Below are 17,062 nucleotides of genomic sequence, written 5' to 3' on the forward strand. Positions count from 1 at the left end.
ATCCATATGATAACCCATACGCCGAGAGCTTCATGAAGACACTCAAGGTCGAGGCGGTTTACGTCACCGAGTATGAAACCTTCGAAGACGTGGCCGCCGATCTGCCACGCTTCATCGAGGCAATGTACAACGAGAGGAGACTGCATTCCGCTCTGGGCTACACCAGCCCCAACCGCTATGAAGAGATACACGCCCCGGATTGGACAAAGTCAGCAGCTTAAACTGTCCACCCGCAGGGGCGCACTCCAACTTCCGGGGAAATTCAATCCAGCATTTACAGCAAGCTACTCGACGAGATATAAGACCGTATGTCTTTTGTGCGTCGGCCCGAAGTCGTGATGTTTTATTCTAACTTCCAGAGAGGCGACGCATTCTGCAGGCTTTTCATTTTGGAGGGGTCCGTTGCATTAACGTCAGAGCGGCGTGTTTGTCGTCGCTATTGATCCCGATCACGCAGCCTCCGCAAACAGATTGGCGATGAAGGTGATCTCGTTGATCACCCCGGTCTCACAATATTCGAGTTGGCCTTTTCGAATGGTGCGGAAGGTTTCGATACCGGCAAGCGCGGCCCTGGCTCCGGCCAGCGTCTGGAACCCCCGCATAGGACGCAATCGCTGCTTCAGTGCGGCATGATCACTCTCAATCCGATTGTTTATAGCGTCTGACGAAATATCTGAAGCATCACGCATCACGTAACGCGTTGAAATTTCTGATTTCAGGCAGCGTTACGTGATTCAGGTTTTTCGCACGAAAACTGCGAAATGCGCCGTAATCCACCGAGAGATGCACTTCGACCCATTTCCACGCCGCCTCGAAGGGTTTGGCCGCGGCTTGCAGCTTCTCGGTGGCGAGACGCTCCAGAAGGTCGGGGTTTTCCATATGGGCGCTGGCTCGATCGTCGAAGAGGTCCCGCAGCAGAACACCGCCAGCCGCCTCATAGGTTTCGATGCCGACAAAGCGTCCAAGCGCAGAGTTCGCCGAATGCGCGGTCTCAGTCAGATGGCGTTTGATGCTTTGCGGGTGGATGTGATAGCCGCCCTTTACCGCGTTCCAGACTGCCAGTTGGCGATCATGGTCGTCTGTCAGCGTGAAGGCCATGACGCATTCGAGGGTCAGATCGCCCGAACGGAACTGCTCGATGATCTCAGGCGCGACACGGGCGAGTTTGAGCCGTCGGCGTACCAGATCGACGGAGACGCCGAACTTCAGAGCGATCTCGTCTTCACCGCGCCCATCGGCGATCATCTTGTCAAAGGCCTCGAACTGGTCGGCCGGGTGCATCGCCGCGCGCTGGAGGTTTTTGGTTGCGGAGGTGAGGACAGCATTGCGCTCATCTTCGACGAGGCAGGGCACGGGGTGATCGGCGGGGATGACACCGTCATCGGCGAGTTGCTTCAGCGCCTTGAGGCGACGACCGCCGGCATCGACTGCAAAACGTGTCTCAGACAGCGCGTGAACCACCAGGTTCTGCTTGATTCCCGTCTCTCGGATGCTCGCAAGAAGTTCGGCGTCATCGCTGGCGCTCGCGGCGACCTTGCGGACGTTGAGCGGGCTCGGCTCCAGCTGGTCGAGCGGGATCAGGCGGATGTCGGCAGCGCCGTCAGGCGTTGCCGTTCCGGTCGCTTCGGTCTTTCTCGCTGTGGAGAGTTTCGGGCGGGACGTGGTCTTGGCCATGGTCAGGGTCCTTGTCACGCCGGACCCGGATGAGCCTCTCTCTATCCTTTCAAGCCCGGCACCCGGGCTTCCCTTTCTCTGGCCCTTTCCAATTGCAGGTCACGTCACCAACCGACCGTTGGTAAACGAGTGCAAGAGGGTGTTCTCTCGTCGCGCTGGTACACAATCCCTTGGCTTCTTAGGGCAGATGTCGCGTTTGGTTCCCGATTTCAATTGAAGTAGCAAGCTGAAACTGAAGCGCTGGAATTTCACTTTAACGCTTCACCAACGCGTCAAGTTTCCTGGGCTTCACAGCCCTGCAGCTTTGGTCAGTTTCACCCGGAACCTGTCGCGCCTGCGCTGATATCGCCGTGTCATCTCGGCGGACGCATGTCCCAGTTGCTTTTGAGCATAGCTCTCATCAACCTCTGCCGACGAGGCGAGCCCGGCGCGCAAGGAATGACCGGAGAATATCGCCAGCCGCTTGGCTTCCGGCAGATCGGACCTGACGCCGCTTTTCAGAACGGTTGCCTTGATCAATCGCTCGACGTGCTTGTCGGAGAGGCGATCCTCGAGGGCGCGTTTGCCATCCCGGGAGATGCGCACGAAAACCGGCCCGAAGTCGATCTTTGCAAAATACAGCCATTGCTCAAGTGCGTGGACAGGACGGGTCTGGTCAACTGCCGAAGTTTGCGACAGAACCACGGTTTCTATATCCAGCCGACGATCCTGAAGGGCCACAACAAGATGTGGGTCTTCCAGGAAGAGATCTTCGGCCCCGTCGTGTCGGTCACGACCTTCAAGGACGAGGCCGAGGCGCTCGCCATCGCGAACGATACGATGTATGGCCTCGGCGCCGGCGTCTGGACCCGCGACGGCACCCGCGCCTATCGCTTCGGCCGCCACATCGAGGCCGGCCGGGTCTGGGTGAACAACTACCACGCCTATCCCGCCCATGCGGCCTTTGGCGGTAACAAGCAGTCCGGCATCGGGCGCGAGACCCACAGGATGATGCTCGACCACTACCAGCAGACCAAGAACATGCTGGTCAGCTACAACCCGAACAAGCTCGTGTTCTTCTGAGCCGCGGCGAGGGTCAATCGGGGTGCGCCGGCAGGTGCACGCCGGCGTGAACACTGCAGGCCCGGCCCTGAGCGGATCTTGGAGGCTGGGGAGTGCTGGAACTACTTCAAGGCCGCCGGATATGTCGCAAGTTAAACCAGAAACTTTAGAAACCTCAACGTATCATATCAAACACCATGCTTTACCCACTCCGCCGAGCCGGATATTAGCGACCTCGTCGAGCGGCGGAGCCGAGCTGTTCCGCCACAAGTCGCGCGACCATGCGGGCGGTTCTGGGGGCTAGAGCCAGGCCCAGATGGCCATGACCGAAGGCCAGGATGACATCGCCGCCCAGACGCCCGCGCCGGATCACCGGGATCGAATCCGGCATCGAGGGGCGAAAGCCGAACCAGCACCGGTCGGGCGTACCGAGATGCGGGAACATCGCCCGCGCGCCGCGTTCCAGCAACGCATGTCGCGCGGGGTCGGGCGGCAAGCCTAGCCCGCCCAGTTCCACCGTCCCTGCAAAGCGCAGCCGTCCGGCCATGGGAACTGCGTAGAACCCCCGTGCAACCGGGCAGACGACACGCCGCAGCAGCGGCTCTGTCATGTCGTATTCGATATGGTAGCCGCGTTCGGTATCGAGCGGCAGCGGATCCCCGGCCTGGGCCGACAGGGCACGCGAATGGGCACCGGCGGCGATCACCGCCGTTCCGACCGCGATGGCGAGGCCGTCGCCCAGCAGATGCACCCGGCCGCCGCGCCGTTCGAGCCGCCGCACGGCCCGCGGAACCATCAAGACGCCGGCCTCGGTCAGACTGGTGGCCAGTTTCTGCATCACTTCGCCGGGGTCGTCGATGTTCACCGCATTGGGAAAGAACTGTGCCCCGGCGACCGGCTTCAGCCGCGGCTCCATCTGCGCCACCTGCGGCCCGTCCAGAAGTTCAAGCTCTACGCCGTGCCGGCGTCGGAATGCCGCCTCGGCCGCGCCGGCAGTCATTGCCTGCGGCGTGTCATAGGCATAGAGGCCGCCGTTCCGGTGGAGATGCCCGCTGGCACCGATTTCGGCGGCAAATTCCAGCCACAGGGACGTCGCGTCATGCAGAAGCTCGCCCAGTGCGGCGGCGTTGGCTTCGGCGCGGGCGGGCAGGCAATTGCGCAGGAAGCGGGCGATCCAGGGCGTCAGGCCCGGAAGCGCCGCCAGCCGCACCGAGAGCGGGCTGTCGCGGTCGAAGGCGAGGGCCGCGAGGTTGCGAAGAACGCCCGGATTGGCGACCGGCAGCACCCCGTAATCGGCGATGGTGCCGGCATTGCCGAACGAGGCACCGGAACCGGCTTCGTTCGGCTCGATCACGACCACCTCGCGGCCGTCGCGGGCCAACCGCAGCGCGATGGCCATGCCGATCACACCGCCGCCAATGACGGCGATTTCCGCCGATTGCGGGGAGTCAGAGAAGGTGGTCGGCTCAGACATGGACGTCGGCCTTGTGCAGCCCGCCCTCCAGGATGCCGCGCAGGATCGCCACCGCGCGGCGCAGATCGTCGCGCGAGCGGGCGGCGCTGAGGTTGATTCGCACCGCATGTGGCGGCGCCTGATCGCGGTCGAGGGCAAAGGCCTCGCCGGGCAGGACGCTGACCCCGGCGCTCTCGGCGGCGCGTACGAAGCTGCCGCCGCGCCAGGGGTCGGGCAGAATCAGCCAGCCGTGCGGCGCGGTCGGTTCCGACCTCAATTCGTAGCCGGCCAGGCCCTGGGACAGGATGTGCTGGCGCGCCTGCAACTCGTCGCGCTGCTCGGCGATGATCCGGTCGAGGCTGCCCTCTTCGATCAGCCGGGTCACCATGAGCCCGGTCAGGAAGCTCGTGCTCCAGCAGTTTACCCGCAGGATCGCGGCGATATCGCGAACCAGAGAGGGCGATGCGCTGACCGCTCCCAGCCGGATGCCAGGCGCGACGCATTTCGAAAGACTGGTGATATGGACGGTGATATCGGGGTTTTCGGCGGCAATCGTCGGCAGCGGGCTGGCAATATGCGCCCGGTAGACGTCATCCTCGATAATCGTCACCCCGGCAGCCCGGGCGATCCCGGCCAGTGCACGCCGGCGTTCGAGGTCGAGCGTCACCGTGGTCGGGTTCTGCAGGTTCGGCACCAGAAACAGCGCCGCGGCATCCTGTGTCCGGCAGGCCATCGCCAGGGCCTCGGGCAGCATCCCGCCGGCATCGCTGGCCACCGGCACCAGACGCAGATCGAGCGAAGCGCAAAGCGGCGCGATCCCTTGGTAGGTGATGGCATCGGCCAGCACCGCCTGCCCCGGCCTGGCGATGGCGCCAAGCGCGCAGGCAAGGCCGTGCTGGGCGCCGTTGGTGACCACGATGCGGTCGGAATCGTTGTGGCCGGTCGCCGAGGCCAGCCAGCCGGCAAGCGCCGCCCGGGTCCAGCGCGGCCCTTCGGCGGGGTGAAAATCCTGCACCGCGTGAAAGCGTGAATCCGAAGCCAACCGCGGCATCAGGGCAGCAATCGCCTTCAGATAACCTTCGGTCGCCGGCCGGTTCACCGTCAGATCGAGATAGCCCTCCGCTTCCAGCGGTGCCGAATTGAACGCCGCGTGTTCGGCGGCCGAGACAATGATCGAGCCCCGCCCCGGCCGGCTTTCGACCAACCCGCGTTCCTGTAGCGTCGCAAAAGCACGGGTAACGGTGGTCACGTTCACCCCCGCCTGGCGGGCAATCTCGCGCTGTGGCGGCAACCGGTCGCCGACGCTCAGCGCGCCGCTCTCGACCAATTGAGCGACATGATCGGCCAACTGCCGATAGACCGGAGTGTCATCCCTGCTGGTGTCGATAGCTTCAAACATTGCGCCTGCCTGTATTGTTGGCTCGGATTTTGTCATGGAATTGAGTGACACACAAGTCCGACTTTGGGTCGGGTAAATGTCGATTCCCGATCGTATGTGGCACTGCGAACAGAAAATACTTGACGGATATCTGATCGGACAATATCCAGATAAAGCTATAATGTCTGGCCATACAATGAACGACCAGCCACGAATGCCGGTCTGCCAACCAACCGGAGGAATATCCGCATGAGTCTATCCCGCAAACTTTCCGCCACCCTCGGCGCCGTTTCACTTATCGCCATGATGGCGGGTGCGGCGGATGCCGAGACGCTGCGACTGTCGACCCTGAAGCAGCCCGGATCCGAAGGCGCCATGGCGGCACAGCATTTCGCCGATCTGGTTGCCGAAAAATCCGGCGGCAATCTGACGGTCACAGTCTATCCGGCCAGCCAGCTGGGCGACTGGACCGAGGTTTACGAACAGGTGATCGCCGGCGCCATCGACATGGCGATGCAGCCCCTGGCCACCAGTTCCGACAAGCGGCTGGCGATCACCTGGTTTCCCTATGCCTTCACCAACTACGAAACGGCTGAAGAATCGCTGTCGCCTGGCGGTCCGGTCTTCGAGATCGTCCGCGATGCGCTGGCACCGCAGGGGTTGACGCCGCTTGCCGTCTATGGCGCGGGCATGGGCGGCGCAGGCTTTGCCGGGCCGGTCGAGAATCCGGCCGACACTGCGCTGCAGCGCAACCTGAAAGTCCGGGTCTGGCCGGGCGGCACCACCCACAAGGTGCTGCTGGAAAACTTCGGCTATAACACCGCAACCCTGCCCTGGGCTGAACTCTATACCGGCATGCAAACCGGCGTGGTCGATGGCCAGATCGGCGGTACCGCAGTGATGGCGCTGGAGAACTTCGCCGATATCACCAAGACCTGGGTGCAGTATAACGACCACTTCGAGTCCGACTACTTCTTCATCAACTCCGACAAGTTCGCCGGACTGTCGCCCGAGGACCAGAAGGTCATCCAGGATGCCGCCATCGAGGTTGCCAATGAGCAATTCGCAGCGGTAAAGGCGGCCGACGCGGCGGCGCTGCAGACGATGCGCGACAAGGGCATCACCGTCGTGACCTTCGACGATGCGACGCTGGACGAACTTGCGCAGACCGCGCGCGCCGAGGTGTGGCCGCAGATTGCCGACGAATTGGGCACCGAGACGCTGAAGAAGCTCGAGACCTCGGTCGGCATGAATTGAGCCTTCGCCGGGCCGGCCCCATCGGCCGGCCCGGCCCCAATCGGCACGGGAGGCCGCGATGCGCGAAGACCAACACCATGCCAGCATTGCCGAGACGCTTTCGGCCGAGGGCAGCTTTCACCCAGATGGCGTCAACACGCCGAAATTCCTCAAGGGCAGGATGCTGGCGCTGTGGACCGCCAAAATTCGCCTGCAGCGGTTGGTGTTGCTGATCTGCGGCAGCGCGCTGACGGTTCTGGTCTTCGTCCAGGTCGTCACGCGCTATCTGATGGGCATTTCGCTGTTCGGGATCGAGGAACTGGCCAGTTTCGTCGCAGTCTACCTTTATTTCGTCGGCGCAACCCATGGCACCTGGGAGCGCGGCCATATCTCGGCCAGCCTCGTTGATCTCGTTCTGCCCAAGGGCCAGCCGCAGCAAGTCGTGGCGGTGATCGCCGCCACCATTACCACGGTCCTGTGCGCCTGGATGACGATTTGGTCCTGGCAATMCCTAGCCTTCGTTATCCACCGCCACACCGTCTCGCTCGAAACCGGCATCCCGATGTACGCGATCATCGTGGTCATGCCGGTCTGCCTGAGCCTGATGACGCTGTATTTCGCGATCGAGGTGATGCTGCGCGCCAGCACATCCGCCACCCGGGCAGAGGCGGCATGAGCCCGCTTGTCATTGTCGATGCGGGGCTGTTGACCCTGCTGTTGATCATCGGTGTGCCGGTCCCATTCTGCTTCGCCGGGGCGGTGCTCTTGTTGATGATTTTCGGCGATTTCGGCGCGGCCAGCTTCCTGATCGGTGCCGGCTATTCCAAGCTGTCGTCGGTGGTCCTGGTGGCGATCCCGCTTTACATCCTGGCCGGTGGCATCATGGGGTCGGGCGGTATTGCCGGGCGGCTGGTCGATCTGGCGGATTCGGTGTTTGGCCGGTTGCGCGGCGGGCTCGGGATCGTGGTGATCCTGGCGACGGCAGTGTTTGGCGCCATTTCGGGCATGGCGTCGTCGGCCGTCGCCGCCATCGGCACGATCATGATCCCGCGGATGGAGGAACGCGGCTACGACCGCGGCTACGCCACCTCGCTGGTCGCCGCCTCCTCGGTCCTGGCGCTGCTGATCCCGCCCTCGGCTTCGATGATCCTCTATGGCTGGGTCACCGGCACCTCGATCCTTGCCTGTTTTCTGGCGCCGGTCCTGCCCGGCCTGCTGCTCTGCCTGGCGCTCGGCTCCTGGAACTACGTTCTGACCCGCAAGATGCCGCTGACCGTGCAGCCGCCGGCCACCAGGCGCGAGATCGGCTTCGAGGTCATCTCCCGCGCCAAGCGCGCCGGCGCCGGGCTGATGATGCCCCTGATCATCCTCGGCTTCATCTACGGCGGCGTCACCACGCCGACCGAAGCCGCCGCCGTTGCCGTCGTCTACGCCATCCCGATCTCGATCTACCTCTATCGCGACTTGAACTGGCGCGACTTGAGCGAGGTGATCTGGCGGGCCGGGCAGACCACTGGTGTGCTGATGGTGCTGATCTTCTTCGCCGCCATGCTGGGCCGGATCTGGACGCTGGAAAACGTGCCGCAGCAGATCATGGAGGGCTTCCTGACCGTCAGCGCCAACCCGGTGGTCCTGCTTCTGATGGCCAACCTGTTCCTGATGGTCGTCGGCATGTTCATGGAGGATGTCAGCGGCATCCTGCTGGCGGCGCCGCTGTTGTTGCCGGTGGTGACCCGGGCCGGCGTCGATCCGATCCATTTTTCGGCCATCGTTGCCACCAATCTCGGCATGGGGCTGATCACCCCTCCAACCGCGCCGATCCTCTATTTCGCTGCGCTGATCGGCAAGGCCAACCTGGCCTCGATGCTGAAACCTTCGATCATCTTCGTGCTGTTCGCCTATCTTCCGGTCGTCCTCCTCACCACCTTCGTCCCCGCCTTGTCGATGTGGCTGCCAAATCTGATCCTCGGGCAATAGCGCCCCCAAACCGAAAGGACGCGATCCATGCAGATCGAGCGAATCGCTTACCCGCCCGACGCCAAGGGCCAGACCCCGCCCTACTCGAAACTGGTCAAGACCGCCGCCGGCCTGGTTTTCGTCGCCGGTCAGGTCGGCATGGACGAGGGCGGCCAGCCGGTACCGGGCGGCATCGAGGCCGAAACCCATCGGATGTTCGCCAATCTCAAGTCGGCACTGGCGGCGGCCGGGCTTGGCCTGGCGGACGTTGTCAAGGCTACCGTCTGGCTGACGTCTGCCGATGACATCACCACCTTCAATTCGATCTACCACGACTATTTCGGCGCCGATCTGCCGGCCCGCGCCTGCGTCCAGTCGGGGCTTATGGGGCCGTTCAAGGTCGAAATCGACGTCATCGCCGCGGCGCGCTAGCATCAACCGACATCCAAGAAGTGCCATGTCTGGATATCACCACAGTCTCGGCGGCGAGAGCTTCCGTTTTGCCGATCTGAAGACGCTGATGGCCCGGGCGACGCCTTTGCGCTCGGGCGACCAGTTGGCCGGGCTCGCCGCCGGGACCGAGATCGAGCGGGCGGCGGCGCAACTGGCGCTGGCCGATCTGCCGCTGCGCGAATTCCTCAACGTGGCGCTGGTGCCCTACGAGGCCTGCGAAGTGACCCGGCTGATCCTCGACAGCCACAGCGCCGCAGCCTTCGCCCCGGTCGCTCATCTGACCGTCGGCGGCTTGCGCGACTGGCTGCTGTCGGACGCGGCGAATGCGTCCGAACTGACCGCCCTCGCCCCCGGGCTGACGCCCGAGATGGCGGCGGCGGTGTCGAAAATCTGCCGGGTGCAGGACCTGATTGCCATCGCCCGCAAGTGCCGTGTGGTGACCCGGTTCCGCAATACGCTCGGCCTGCCCGGCCGGCTTTCGACCCGGCTGCAGCCGAACCATGCCACCGACGATCCCGCCGGGGTCGCCGCATCGATCTTCGACGGGCTAATGTACGGTTCGGGCGATGCGGTCATCGGCATCAACCCGGCCTCGGACAATACCGCAGCCGTGACCGCCCTGCTGCATCTGACCGACGAGATCATCCACCAGCACGAAATCCCGACCCAATCCTGCATCCTGGCCCATATCACAACCAGCATCGCCGCCATCGAGGCCGGCGCTCCGGTCGATCTGGTGTTCCAGTCGATCGCCGGAACCGAGGCCGCCAACCGGTCCTTCGGCGTCTCGCTTTCGCTGTTGGTCGAGGCGCAGCAAGCGGCCCTGTCGCTGAACCGCGGCACGGTCGGCAACAACGTGATGTATCTGGAAACCGGCCAGGGCTCGTGCCTCTCGGTCGAGGCACATCACGGTGTCGACCAGCAGACGCTGGAGGCGCGGGCCTATGCCGTCGCCCGACATGTCGAACCCTTGCTGGTCAATACTGTCGTCGGCTTCATCGGCCCGGAGTACCTATTCGACGGTCGCCAGATCATCCGCGCCGGGCTGGAAGACCACTTTTGCGGCAAGCTGCTGGGGCTGCCGATGGGCTGCGACATCTGCTACACCAACCATGCCGAAGCCGATCAGAACGATATCGACACGCTGCTGACGCTTCTGGGGGTGGCCGGGATCACCTATATCATGGGCATTCCGGGGTCGGACGACATCATGTTGAACTACCAGACCACCTCGTTCCACGATGCGCTCTATGCCAGGCGGGTGCTGAACCTGCCCCCGGCGCCGGAATTCGAGACCTGGCTGGAAGAGAGCGGCATCATGGCCGCCGATGGCCGCTTCACCCCCGCCAACCTGCCGCCGCAGCGCTTTACCGGCATGCTCGGGCTGCTGGAAAGCCGATGACCGAGCCCCCGACAACATCGACCTCTGGCACCGTCTGCGGCGCCACACCCCGGCCCGCATCGCGTTGGGCCGCACCGGCGTATCGCTGTCGACCGCCCGGCATCTCGAGTTCCAGTCGGCCCATGCGCTCGCCCGGATGGCGGTACATTCCTCGCTGGACATTGCCGCCCTGCGCGAGGACATCGACCGCTATTTCCCGGCCACCCTGGTGGTGCAAAGCCAGGCCCCCGACCGCACAACCTATCTGCACCGCCCCGACCTTGGCCGCCGGCCGACCGCCGGGGCCGCGGCCCAACTGACCGCCGATGGCGACGGGGCCGATGTCGCCGTGGTGGTCTGCGACGGGCTGTCCGCCTATTCCGTTCAGCACAACGCCGCGCCGTTTCTCGCCCAGTTGTTGCCGCGGCTGGCGGCCGAAGGGCTGCGTTTGGCACCTCTGGTGATTGCGACCCAGGCCCGGGTGGCACTGGCCGACCCGGTCGGCGCGGCGCTGGGGGCGCGGCTGACGCTGGTTCTGATCGGCGAGCGGCCGGGTCTGACCGCGGCAGACAGCATGGGCCTTTACCTGACATTCGCGCCAAAGCCAAGCCTTACCGACGCGGATCGCAACTGCATCTCGAACATCCGGCCCGGTGGGCTGCGCTACGAAGAGGCCGCCTACCGCGCGCATTTCCTGGTCAGCCAGTCACTGCAACGCGGTTTATCGGGCGTCGGCCTGAAAGACGAAACGGCGGCCGAGGCCGCCGGCTCGCTTCAGGATCGCCGCGCGTATCTTGACGGGCCTGTCATGAGTAGTTGACGGCTCTGATGCTCGCTGAGAACGGTCGAGCGCGGCTCCTTCGGACCGGTCTTACGATCCTCGACCGTTTCGCGCTTACGCCACTTCGCAACCGTCTTCGGCTTGATGCCAGGTTCCCGGCTTAGCGCCGCGGTCGAAACTTGCGATCGCTGTATTGCAGCTCGGATAGCGTATGTGGTCGTGGCGCTGCCGTGACGAACTTGTCCCATCGTGCTTCCTTCCATTCCTGCGAATGGATCGCACCATCAAACCGTGGGATCAAACACCGCCTTGCTATCGATCATTTTACAAACCTATAAGTACTTGCATACCTTTTGGTATCTGAATAACGTTCTCCACGTCAGGCAGGTGTCTGGCACGGCAAACCGAAGGAGGACGGAATATGCTAGCAACTCCCGAAATGATGACAGTGGCCCGCATGCATGCGGTTGGTGAAGCCCTGAAGCTCGAACAGGTGCCGGTCCCAAAGCCGGGCTCGACCGATGTGCTCGTGCGAGTCCGCTCCTGCGGGATCGTGCCGAATCTGGGCAATATCCTGGCCAATTGGACGACCTGGTTCCCCGAGATGCCGCTGCCGCCGCTGCCCGCGATCTTCGGCCTTGACCCAGCGGGCGAGATCGCGGCGACCGGCGATCTGGTTCATAATCTCAAGCCCGGCGACCGGGTTTATGTGAACCCGCTCCGAACCTGCGGCTCCTGCCGTCATTGCCGCCGGGGCGATGAACGCTCCTGCCGCCACGCCGCCTTTCAGGGCTATTTCGGCTTCAGCCACCACGCGCTGCAAACCTTTGGCGACTACAACACCGGTGGGCTGGGCGAATATATGGTGGCGCCGGCCTCGGCCATCGTCAGCCTGCCCGACAATATGAGCTATGACCACGCCGCCCGCCTGGGCTATATGGGCACCGCCTATTCTGCGCTGCGCAAGTCCGGCATCGGCGTCAGCGACACCTTGCTGGTGAACGGGCTGAGCGGCACGCTCGGTATCGGCTGCGTCGTGTTCGGCCTCGCCTTGGGGGTGAAGAAGATCCTCGGCACCGCCCGCAACATGGCCTTGTTGCAGGAATTTAAGGCGCTGGCCCCGCACCGTATCGAAGTGCATTCGATCGAGGATGGCCCGATCGATACCTGGGCGCGCAGCCATACACCCGATGGCGAAGGCGTCGATGCGTTTATTGACTGCAACGGCCCCGGCGCGGCACCGGAGAGCTTCCTGCAAGGCATGCGCGCGCTGCGCCGCGGCGGCACCGCGGTCGATGTGGGCGCTCTGGCGGGCGAGATCCCGATGGATGTGCATTTCATGATGGACAACAATCAGTCTCTTATTGGCTCGCAATGGTTCACCACCGAAGAAGGCCAGCAGATGGCCGACATGGTGGGCTCCGGCGTCGCCGATTTCTCTTGTCTGGAAACCCAGGCCTCGCCGCTGGCAAAGGTCAACGAGGCGATTTCCGGCATTGCCGAACGCCATGGGGGCTTCTCCAATTTCGTCATCCATCCCTAACCCCAACCAACAGGAGTATCGGACATGAAGCATGTATCCGTACTGGTAGCGGGGGGCGGGCCGGTTGGCCTGACCCTTGCCCGTGACCTTGCGCAGCGCGGCATCGACTGCCTGCTGGTCGAGCGCAACCCGACCACCACCCAACACCCGAAGATGGACAATACCAATGTCCGCAGCATGGAACTGTTCCGCCGCGCCGGGCTGGAAGACCGGTTACGGGCGGTGGCGGTGGCCGAGGATCACCCGTTCGACGTCGCCTGGGTCACCACCATGACCGGCGAGGAGCTCACGCGCTTCGCCTATCGTTCACCCGCCGAAGATCGTGCGCATTACAAGGCGGTCAATGACGGTGCGCAGCCTTTCGCGCCGCCGATGCGGGTCAGCCAGTCCGAAATCGAACCGGTGCTGCGCGAGGCGCTGGAGGAAGAGCCGCTGGCCGAAGTCCGCTTCTCGACCGCGCTTGTCGATCTGACCGAGGATTCCGAAGGGGTCACCGCGACCATCCGCGACGAACAGACCGGCGAGACCGAGCAGATCCGCTGCGAATACCTCGCCGGTTGCGATGGCGGCGGCAGCACCGCGCGCGCGACTGTCGGTATCCCGCTGGATGGCAAGTTCAGCATCATGCCGCGCTTTATGACCCATTTCCGCACCGATGATCCCGAGGCCCGCGCCCTGCTGCAACGGTGGGGCCGGACCTGGCACTACCAGTCGGTCCACGGCACGCTGATCGCGCAGAATGATGTGGACACCTGGACGCTGCACACCCGCTATCCCGACAATGTCAAGGATGGCGACGCACCGAAAACGCTGGTGGCGCGTTTCGTCGGCAAGGAAATCCCTATGGAGGTGCTGGTGGCCAATCCCTGGTCCCCGCATCTGGCGGTGGCGCAAAGCGCGGGCACCGTGCGGGTCCTGCTGGCGGGCGATGCCGGGCATCAATATATCCCCACCGGTGGCTATGGCATGAACACCGGCATCGGCGATGCCTTTGGTCTGGGCTGGATGCTGGCCGCCGTGCTGCGCGGTTTCGCCGGGCCGGGGCTGCTGGAAGGGTACAAGGCGGAACGGCTGCCGGTCTGGAATCGCAACTTGGAGGCCGCCGCCCGCCACAATGATGTGCGGGTGCAGATTGCCCAACTCTACGACGAGGTGGTCCAGCAGCCCGGCCCCGAGGGCGCGGCTACCCGTCAGGCTGTTGCAGCGCAGATCGCCGAGATTGGCAATGCCGAGAATGAAAGCCACGGGATCGAGCTCGGCTATGTCTACGCGCAATCTCCGGTGGTTGCCGCCGAAGATCTCACACCTTCTCAGGATCCGCTGCATTATGTGCCGACCACCCAGCCCGGTGCCCGACTGCCAAGCCTTTACCTCGCCGATGGGCGGGCGGTTTTCGACGCGCTGGGGTCCTGGTTCACGGTGATCGTGTTTGGCGATCACGATGTCAGCGGGCTGGAACGCGTAGCTGCCGCGCGCGGGGTACCACTCACCCTGTTGCGGCACGAAGACGAAAACGCCCGCATGATCTGGACGGCCGATATCCTCGTGATCCGCCCCGACCAGCATGTGGCTTGGCGCGGAGATAGCGCCCCCGATGATGCCCTATCAACGGAGCTTTGGGATCGCTTCCTCGGTCACACCTGCTGAAACCGCAGCGGCCGGCGCCTGCCCCGTGACGGGCTGGTGACGGGCCGCTGCGACACCGGCAATATGGAACCAGCTCCGAAAGATACAATCGCCTTTATCCCAGGCACGCAAGAGCACCGCAAAACATGTTGCATCTCATCCGGCCATCGGCTAGAACTCAAGATACCAATTAGTATTTGAACACCTTCGGTATTCGACATGACCTTGGAGTATCACACGCCGATGGTGGAGGGAGGAGAACATCGTGGAAATGATGAAAGCAGCGCGCCTGCATCAGGTTGGCGCCCCCATGCAGATTGACGCGGTCGAGAAGCCCGTCGCCAGTGGACAGGATGTGGTGGTCGAGGTGCGTGCCTGCGGCATGGTGCCCAATCTCGCCAATGTTCTGGCCAATTGGGAGACCTGGTATCCGCAGATGCCCCTGCCCCCGCGCCCGGCAATTTTCGGGCTGGACCCGGTCGGCATCGTGCATCAGGTCGGCGACAAGGTGATGTCGGTGAAACCGGGGGATCGGGTCTATGTCAATCCCGGCCGCGCCTGCGGCGGCTGCCGATTCTGCACTTCGGGACAGCCGCAGAAATGCGATCATTGGACGCTGAATGGCTATTTCGGATACAATCAGAACAGCTTGCGGGTGTTCGAACGCTACAAGCAGGGTGGCTTCTGCCAATATTTGGAGGCCCCGGCCAACGCGCTGGTCAAGATCCCCGAGAATGTGGAATTCGCCCAAGCGACCCGGTTCGGCTATCTAGGCACCTCTTATTCGGCGCTGCGCAAATGTGGCACTCTGGCGGGCAAGACGCTGATCATCAACGGCGCCACCGGCACGCTGGGGGTCGGCGCGGCACTTTTCGCGCTGGCCCAGGGGATCGGCAAGATCTACGCCATCGCGCGCGGCAAACCGCTGCTGGAACGGCTGAAGGCGCTCGATCCCGCCCGCGTCGAGATCTTCTCCAATACCGAGGGCTCCTCGGGCGAGTGGATCAAGGAACAAACCCAGCGGTTGGGGGCCGATTTCATGCTCGACACATTGGGCGCGGTGGCCGATCTCTCCTCGATGAAGGACGCCATGTCCGGGCTGCGGCGCGGCGGTCGGCTGGTGAATATCGGAGGCACCGCCGGTGATCTGCCGGTGGATGTGAAATGGTGGATGGACGAGCAGATCGAACTGATCGGCTCGGTCTGGTTCACCGTCGCCGAGGGCTATGAGATGGCCGGCATGTTCAGCAGCGGCGCCGTCGATCTGAACGTGCTGGAAACCCAGTCCTGGCCGCTTTCGGACATCAATTCCGGGATCAACGGTGCGGCCAACGGCAATGGCGGCTTCACCAGCTATCTGATCGAGATCGACTGATACTAACGAACGCAAAGACAGGCAGGACGACCCTATGAAAACGCGCGCAGCCGTTGCCTTTGAGGCAAAGAAACCGCTTGAGATCGTCGAGTTAGACCTTGAAGGCCCCAAGGCGGGCGAGGTTTTGGTGGAGATTGTCGCTACCGGCATCTGCCACACCGATGCCTATACGCTGGACGGGTTCGACAGCGAGGGGATCTTCCCCTCGGTGCTGGGCCATGAGGGCGCGGGCATCGTGCGCGAGGTGGGCGCGGGGGTGACCTCGGTCCAGCCCGGTGATCACGTGATCCCGCTTTACACCCCCGAATGCCGCCAGTGCAAAAGCTGCCTGTCGGGCAAGACCAACCTCTGCACCGCAATCCGCGCCACGCAAGGGCGCGGCGTGATGCCCGACGGCACCAGCCGCTTCAGCTACAAGGGGCTGCCGGTCTATCACTACATGGGCTGTTCGACGTTCTCGAATTTCACTGTCCTGCCCGAAATCGCTCTCGCCAAGATCCGTCAGGACGCGCCGTTCGAGAAAGCCTGTTATTGCGGCTGCGGCGTGACCACCGGGGTCGGCGCAGTGATCAATTCGGCCAAGGTGACGCCGGGCTCCAACGTGGTGGTCTTTGGGCTGGGCGGCATCGGGCTCAATGTTCTCCAGGCGGCGCGGATGGTCGGCGCCGACAAGATCATCGGTGTCGATATCAATGATGACAAGGAAAGCTGGGGCCGCCGCTTCGGCATGACCGATTTCGTCAACCCGCTGAAGATCGAAGGAGATATCGTCCAGCATCTGGTGGCGCTGACCGATGGCGGCGCTGACTATACCTTTGACTGCACCGGCAATACCACGGTGATGCGTCAGGCGCTGGAAGCCTGCCATCGCGGCTGGGGCGTCTCCACCGTGATCGGCGTGGCCGAGGCGGGCAAGGAAATTGCGACCCGGCCGTTCCAGTTGGTCACCGGGCGGGTCTGGCAGGGCTCGGCCTTTGGCGGCGCGAAAGGGCGCACCGACGTGCCGAAGATCGTCGACTGGTACATGAGCGGCAAGATCGAGATCGACCCGATGATCACCCATGTGTTGAGCCTGGAAGAGATCAACAAGGGCTTTGATTTGATGCATGCGGGCCAGTCCATCCGGTCTGTCGTGGTGTTCTGAACAAAGCTGAAATCCGGGAGG

15 protein-coding genes and 3 pseudogenes are annotated in these 17,062 nt (G+C 63.4%); 12 read left to right on the forward strand and 6 right to left on the reverse strand.

The window, feature by feature from the left end:
* The coding region (locus tag A9D60_RS12430) for an integrase core domain-containing protein (RefSeq protein ID WP_141117914.1) at positions 1-221 on the forward strand (221 nt) is incomplete at its 5' end.
* Between the two features lie 228 nt (positions 222-449).
* Here the strand turns inward: A9D60_RS12430 and A9D60_RS12435 are convergent.
* The 3 genes and pseudogenes from A9D60_RS12435 to A9D60_RS12445 all read right to left on the reverse strand — a co-directional run.
* Entirely contained in the window at positions 450-689 is a 240-nt protein-coding gene (locus A9D60_RS12435; RefSeq protein ID WP_083194190.1) for a DDE-type integrase/transposase/recombinase, read from the reverse strand.
* Entirely contained in the window at positions 682-1,674 is a 993-nt protein-coding gene (locus tag A9D60_RS12440; protein ID WP_254656688.1) for a ParB/RepB/Spo0J family partition protein, read from the reverse strand. The genes A9D60_RS12435 and A9D60_RS12440 overlap by 8 nt, the downstream gene beginning before the upstream one ends.
* A gap of 288 nt (positions 1,675-1,962) precedes the next feature.
* Positions 1,963-2,331 (reverse strand): annotated as a pseudogene (locus A9D60_RS12445) (tyrosine-type recombinase/integrase); the annotation flags it as partial.
* Positions 2,332-2,358: 27 nt separating this feature from the next.
* On the opposite strand from A9D60_RS12445, the pseudogene A9D60_RS12450 reads away from it, so the two are divergent.
* Positions 2,359-2,736, forward strand: a pseudogene (locus tag A9D60_RS12450) (aldehyde dehydrogenase family protein); the annotation flags it as partial.
* A 205-nt stretch (positions 2,737-2,941) separates the two neighbouring features.
* Here the strand turns inward: A9D60_RS12450 and A9D60_RS12455 are convergent.
* Together A9D60_RS12455 and A9D60_RS12460 are read right to left on the reverse strand one after the other, a co-directional pair.
* Complete coding sequence (locus A9D60_RS12455; RefSeq protein ID WP_065267910.1) at positions 2,942-4,189, reverse strand: NAD(P)/FAD-dependent oxidoreductase; 1,248 nt, start codon at positions 4,187-4,189, stop codon at positions 2,942-2,944.
* A complete protein-coding gene (locus A9D60_RS12460; protein ID WP_065267911.1) occupies positions 4,182-5,567 on the reverse strand; it encodes an aminotransferase-like domain-containing protein in 1,386 nt (461 codons plus the stop codon). The genes A9D60_RS12455 and A9D60_RS12460 overlap by 8 nt, the downstream gene beginning before the upstream one ends.
* Before the next feature lie 228 nt (positions 5,568-5,795).
* Here A9D60_RS12460 and dctP point away from each other — a divergent pair, with 228 nt between their 5' ends.
* Genes dctP through eutC form a run of 6 tightly spaced genes read left to right on the forward strand, consistent with a single transcriptional unit; the run spans position 5,796 to position 11,392 of the window.
* Entirely contained in the window at positions 5,796-6,803 is a 1,008-nt protein-coding gene (dctP, locus tag A9D60_RS12465; RefSeq protein WP_065267912.1) for a TRAP transporter substrate-binding protein DctP, read from the forward strand.
* Between the two features lie 58 nt (positions 6,804-6,861).
* Positions 6,862-7,458: a TRAP transporter small permease gene (locus A9D60_RS12470; RefSeq protein ID WP_065267913.1), complete on the forward strand. Its 597-nt coding sequence runs from the start codon at positions 6,862-6,864 to the stop codon at positions 7,456-7,458.
* Positions 7,455-8,759 (forward strand): TRAP transporter large permease, encoded by a 1,305-nt coding sequence (locus A9D60_RS12475; protein ID WP_065267914.1) that lies wholly within the window; start codon positions 7,455-7,457, stop codon positions 8,757-8,759. The genes A9D60_RS12470 and A9D60_RS12475 overlap by 4 nt, the downstream gene beginning before the upstream one ends.
* A 27-nt stretch (positions 8,760-8,786) precedes the next feature.
* Positions 8,787-9,170: a RidA family protein gene (locus tag A9D60_RS12480; protein WP_065267915.1), complete on the forward strand. Its 384-nt coding sequence runs from the start codon at positions 8,787-8,789 to the stop codon at positions 9,168-9,170.
* Positions 9,171-9,195: 25 nt separating this feature from the next.
* Entirely contained in the window at positions 9,196-10,593 is a 1,398-nt protein-coding gene (locus tag A9D60_RS12485; protein WP_065267916.1) for an ethanolamine ammonia-lyase subunit EutB, read from the forward strand.
* On the forward strand, positions 10,520-11,392 hold the full coding sequence (eutC, locus tag A9D60_RS12490) for an ethanolamine ammonia-lyase subunit EutC (protein WP_083194191.1): 873 nt from the start codon (positions 10,520-10,522) through the stop codon (positions 11,390-11,392). The genes A9D60_RS12485 and eutC overlap by 74 nt, the downstream gene beginning before the upstream one ends.
* Before the next feature lie 14 nt (positions 11,393-11,406).
* On the opposite strand, the pseudogene A9D60_RS26970 reads toward eutC, so the two are convergent.
* A pseudogene (locus A9D60_RS26970) lies at positions 11,407-11,601 on the reverse strand (IS481 family transposase); the annotation flags it as partial.
* A 173-nt stretch (positions 11,602-11,774) separates the two neighbouring features.
* On the opposite strand from A9D60_RS26970, the gene A9D60_RS12495 reads away from it, so the two are divergent.
* The 4 genes from A9D60_RS12495 to A9D60_RS12510 all read left to right on the forward strand — a co-directional run bounded on the left by A9D60_RS12495 (position 11,775) and on the right by A9D60_RS12510 (position 17,041).
* Positions 11,775-12,896, forward strand: a complete 1,122-nt coding sequence (locus tag A9D60_RS12495) for an alcohol dehydrogenase catalytic domain-containing protein (protein WP_065267917.1) — start codon at positions 11,775-11,777, stop codon at positions 12,894-12,896.
* Positions 12,897-12,920: 24 nt separating this feature from the next.
* A complete protein-coding gene (locus tag A9D60_RS12500; protein WP_065267918.1) occupies positions 12,921-14,543 on the forward strand; it encodes an FAD-dependent monooxygenase in 1,623 nt (540 codons plus the stop codon).
* A 250-nt stretch (positions 14,544-14,793) separates the two neighbouring features.
* A complete protein-coding gene (locus tag A9D60_RS12505; protein ID WP_254656692.1) occupies positions 14,794-15,897 on the forward strand; it encodes an alcohol dehydrogenase catalytic domain-containing protein in 1,104 nt (367 codons plus the stop codon).
* Positions 15,898-15,931: 34 nt separating this feature from the next.
* The gene (locus A9D60_RS12510; protein WP_065267920.1) at positions 15,932-17,041 is read left to right on the forward strand and encodes an S-(hydroxymethyl)glutathione dehydrogenase/class III alcohol dehydrogenase; all 1,110 of its coding nucleotides are present in this window, start codon (positions 15,932-15,934) and stop codon (positions 17,039-17,041) included.
* Positions 17,042-17,062 lie beyond the last annotated feature (21 nt).

The organism is Leisingera sp. JC1, assembly GCF_001679925.1.
Taxonomy (GTDB): Bacteria; Pseudomonadota; Alphaproteobacteria; order Rhodobacterales; family Rhodobacteraceae; genus Leisingera.

Excerpts from the sequence above, each read along its gene's own strand:
- eutC (WP_083194191.1), top strand. The coding sequence starts at position 10,520 with ATGGCCGCTTCACCCCCGCCAACCTGCCGCCGCAGCGCTTTACCGGCA.
- A9D60_RS12510 (WP_065267920.1), top strand. The coding sequence starts at position 15,932 with ATGAAAACGCGCGCAGCCGTTGCCTTTGAGGCAAAGAAACCGCTTGAG.
- A9D60_RS12495 (WP_065267917.1), top strand. The coding sequence starts at position 11,775 with ATGCTAGCAACTCCCGAAATGATGACAGTGGCCCGCATGCATGCGGTT.
- A9D60_RS12475 (WP_065267914.1), top strand. The coding sequence starts at position 7,455 with ATGAGCCCGCTTGTCATTGTCGATGCGGGGCTGTTGACCCTGCTGTTG.
- A9D60_RS12435 (WP_083194190.1), bottom strand. The coding sequence starts at position 689 with ATGCGTGATGCTTCAGATATTTCGTCAGACGCTATAAACAATCGGATT.
- A9D60_RS12440 (WP_254656688.1), bottom strand. The coding sequence starts at position 1,674 with ATGGCCAAGACCACGTCCCGCCCGAAACTCTCCACAGCGAGAAAGACC.
- A9D60_RS12485 (WP_065267916.1), top strand. The coding sequence starts at position 9,196 with ATGTCTGGATATCACCACAGTCTCGGCGGCGAGAGCTTCCGTTTTGCC.
- A9D60_RS12505 (WP_254656692.1), top strand. The coding sequence starts at position 14,794 with ATGATGAAAGCAGCGCGCCTGCATCAGGTTGGCGCCCCCATGCAGATT.
- A9D60_RS12460 (WP_065267911.1), bottom strand. The coding sequence starts at position 5,567 with ATGTTTGAAGCTATCGACACCAGCAGGGATGACACTCCGGTCTATCGG.
- A9D60_RS12455 (WP_065267910.1), bottom strand. The coding sequence starts at position 4,189 with ATGTCTGAGCCGACCACCTTCTCTGACTCCCCGCAATCGGCGGAAATC.
- A9D60_RS12500 (WP_065267918.1), top strand. The coding sequence starts at position 12,921 with ATGAAGCATGTATCCGTACTGGTAGCGGGGGGCGGGCCGGTTGGCCTG.
- dctP (WP_065267912.1), top strand. The coding sequence starts at position 5,796 with ATGAGTCTATCCCGCAAACTTTCCGCCACCCTCGGCGCCGTTTCACTT.
- A9D60_RS12480 (WP_065267915.1), top strand. The coding sequence starts at position 8,787 with ATGCAGATCGAGCGAATCGCTTACCCGCCCGACGCCAAGGGCCAGACC.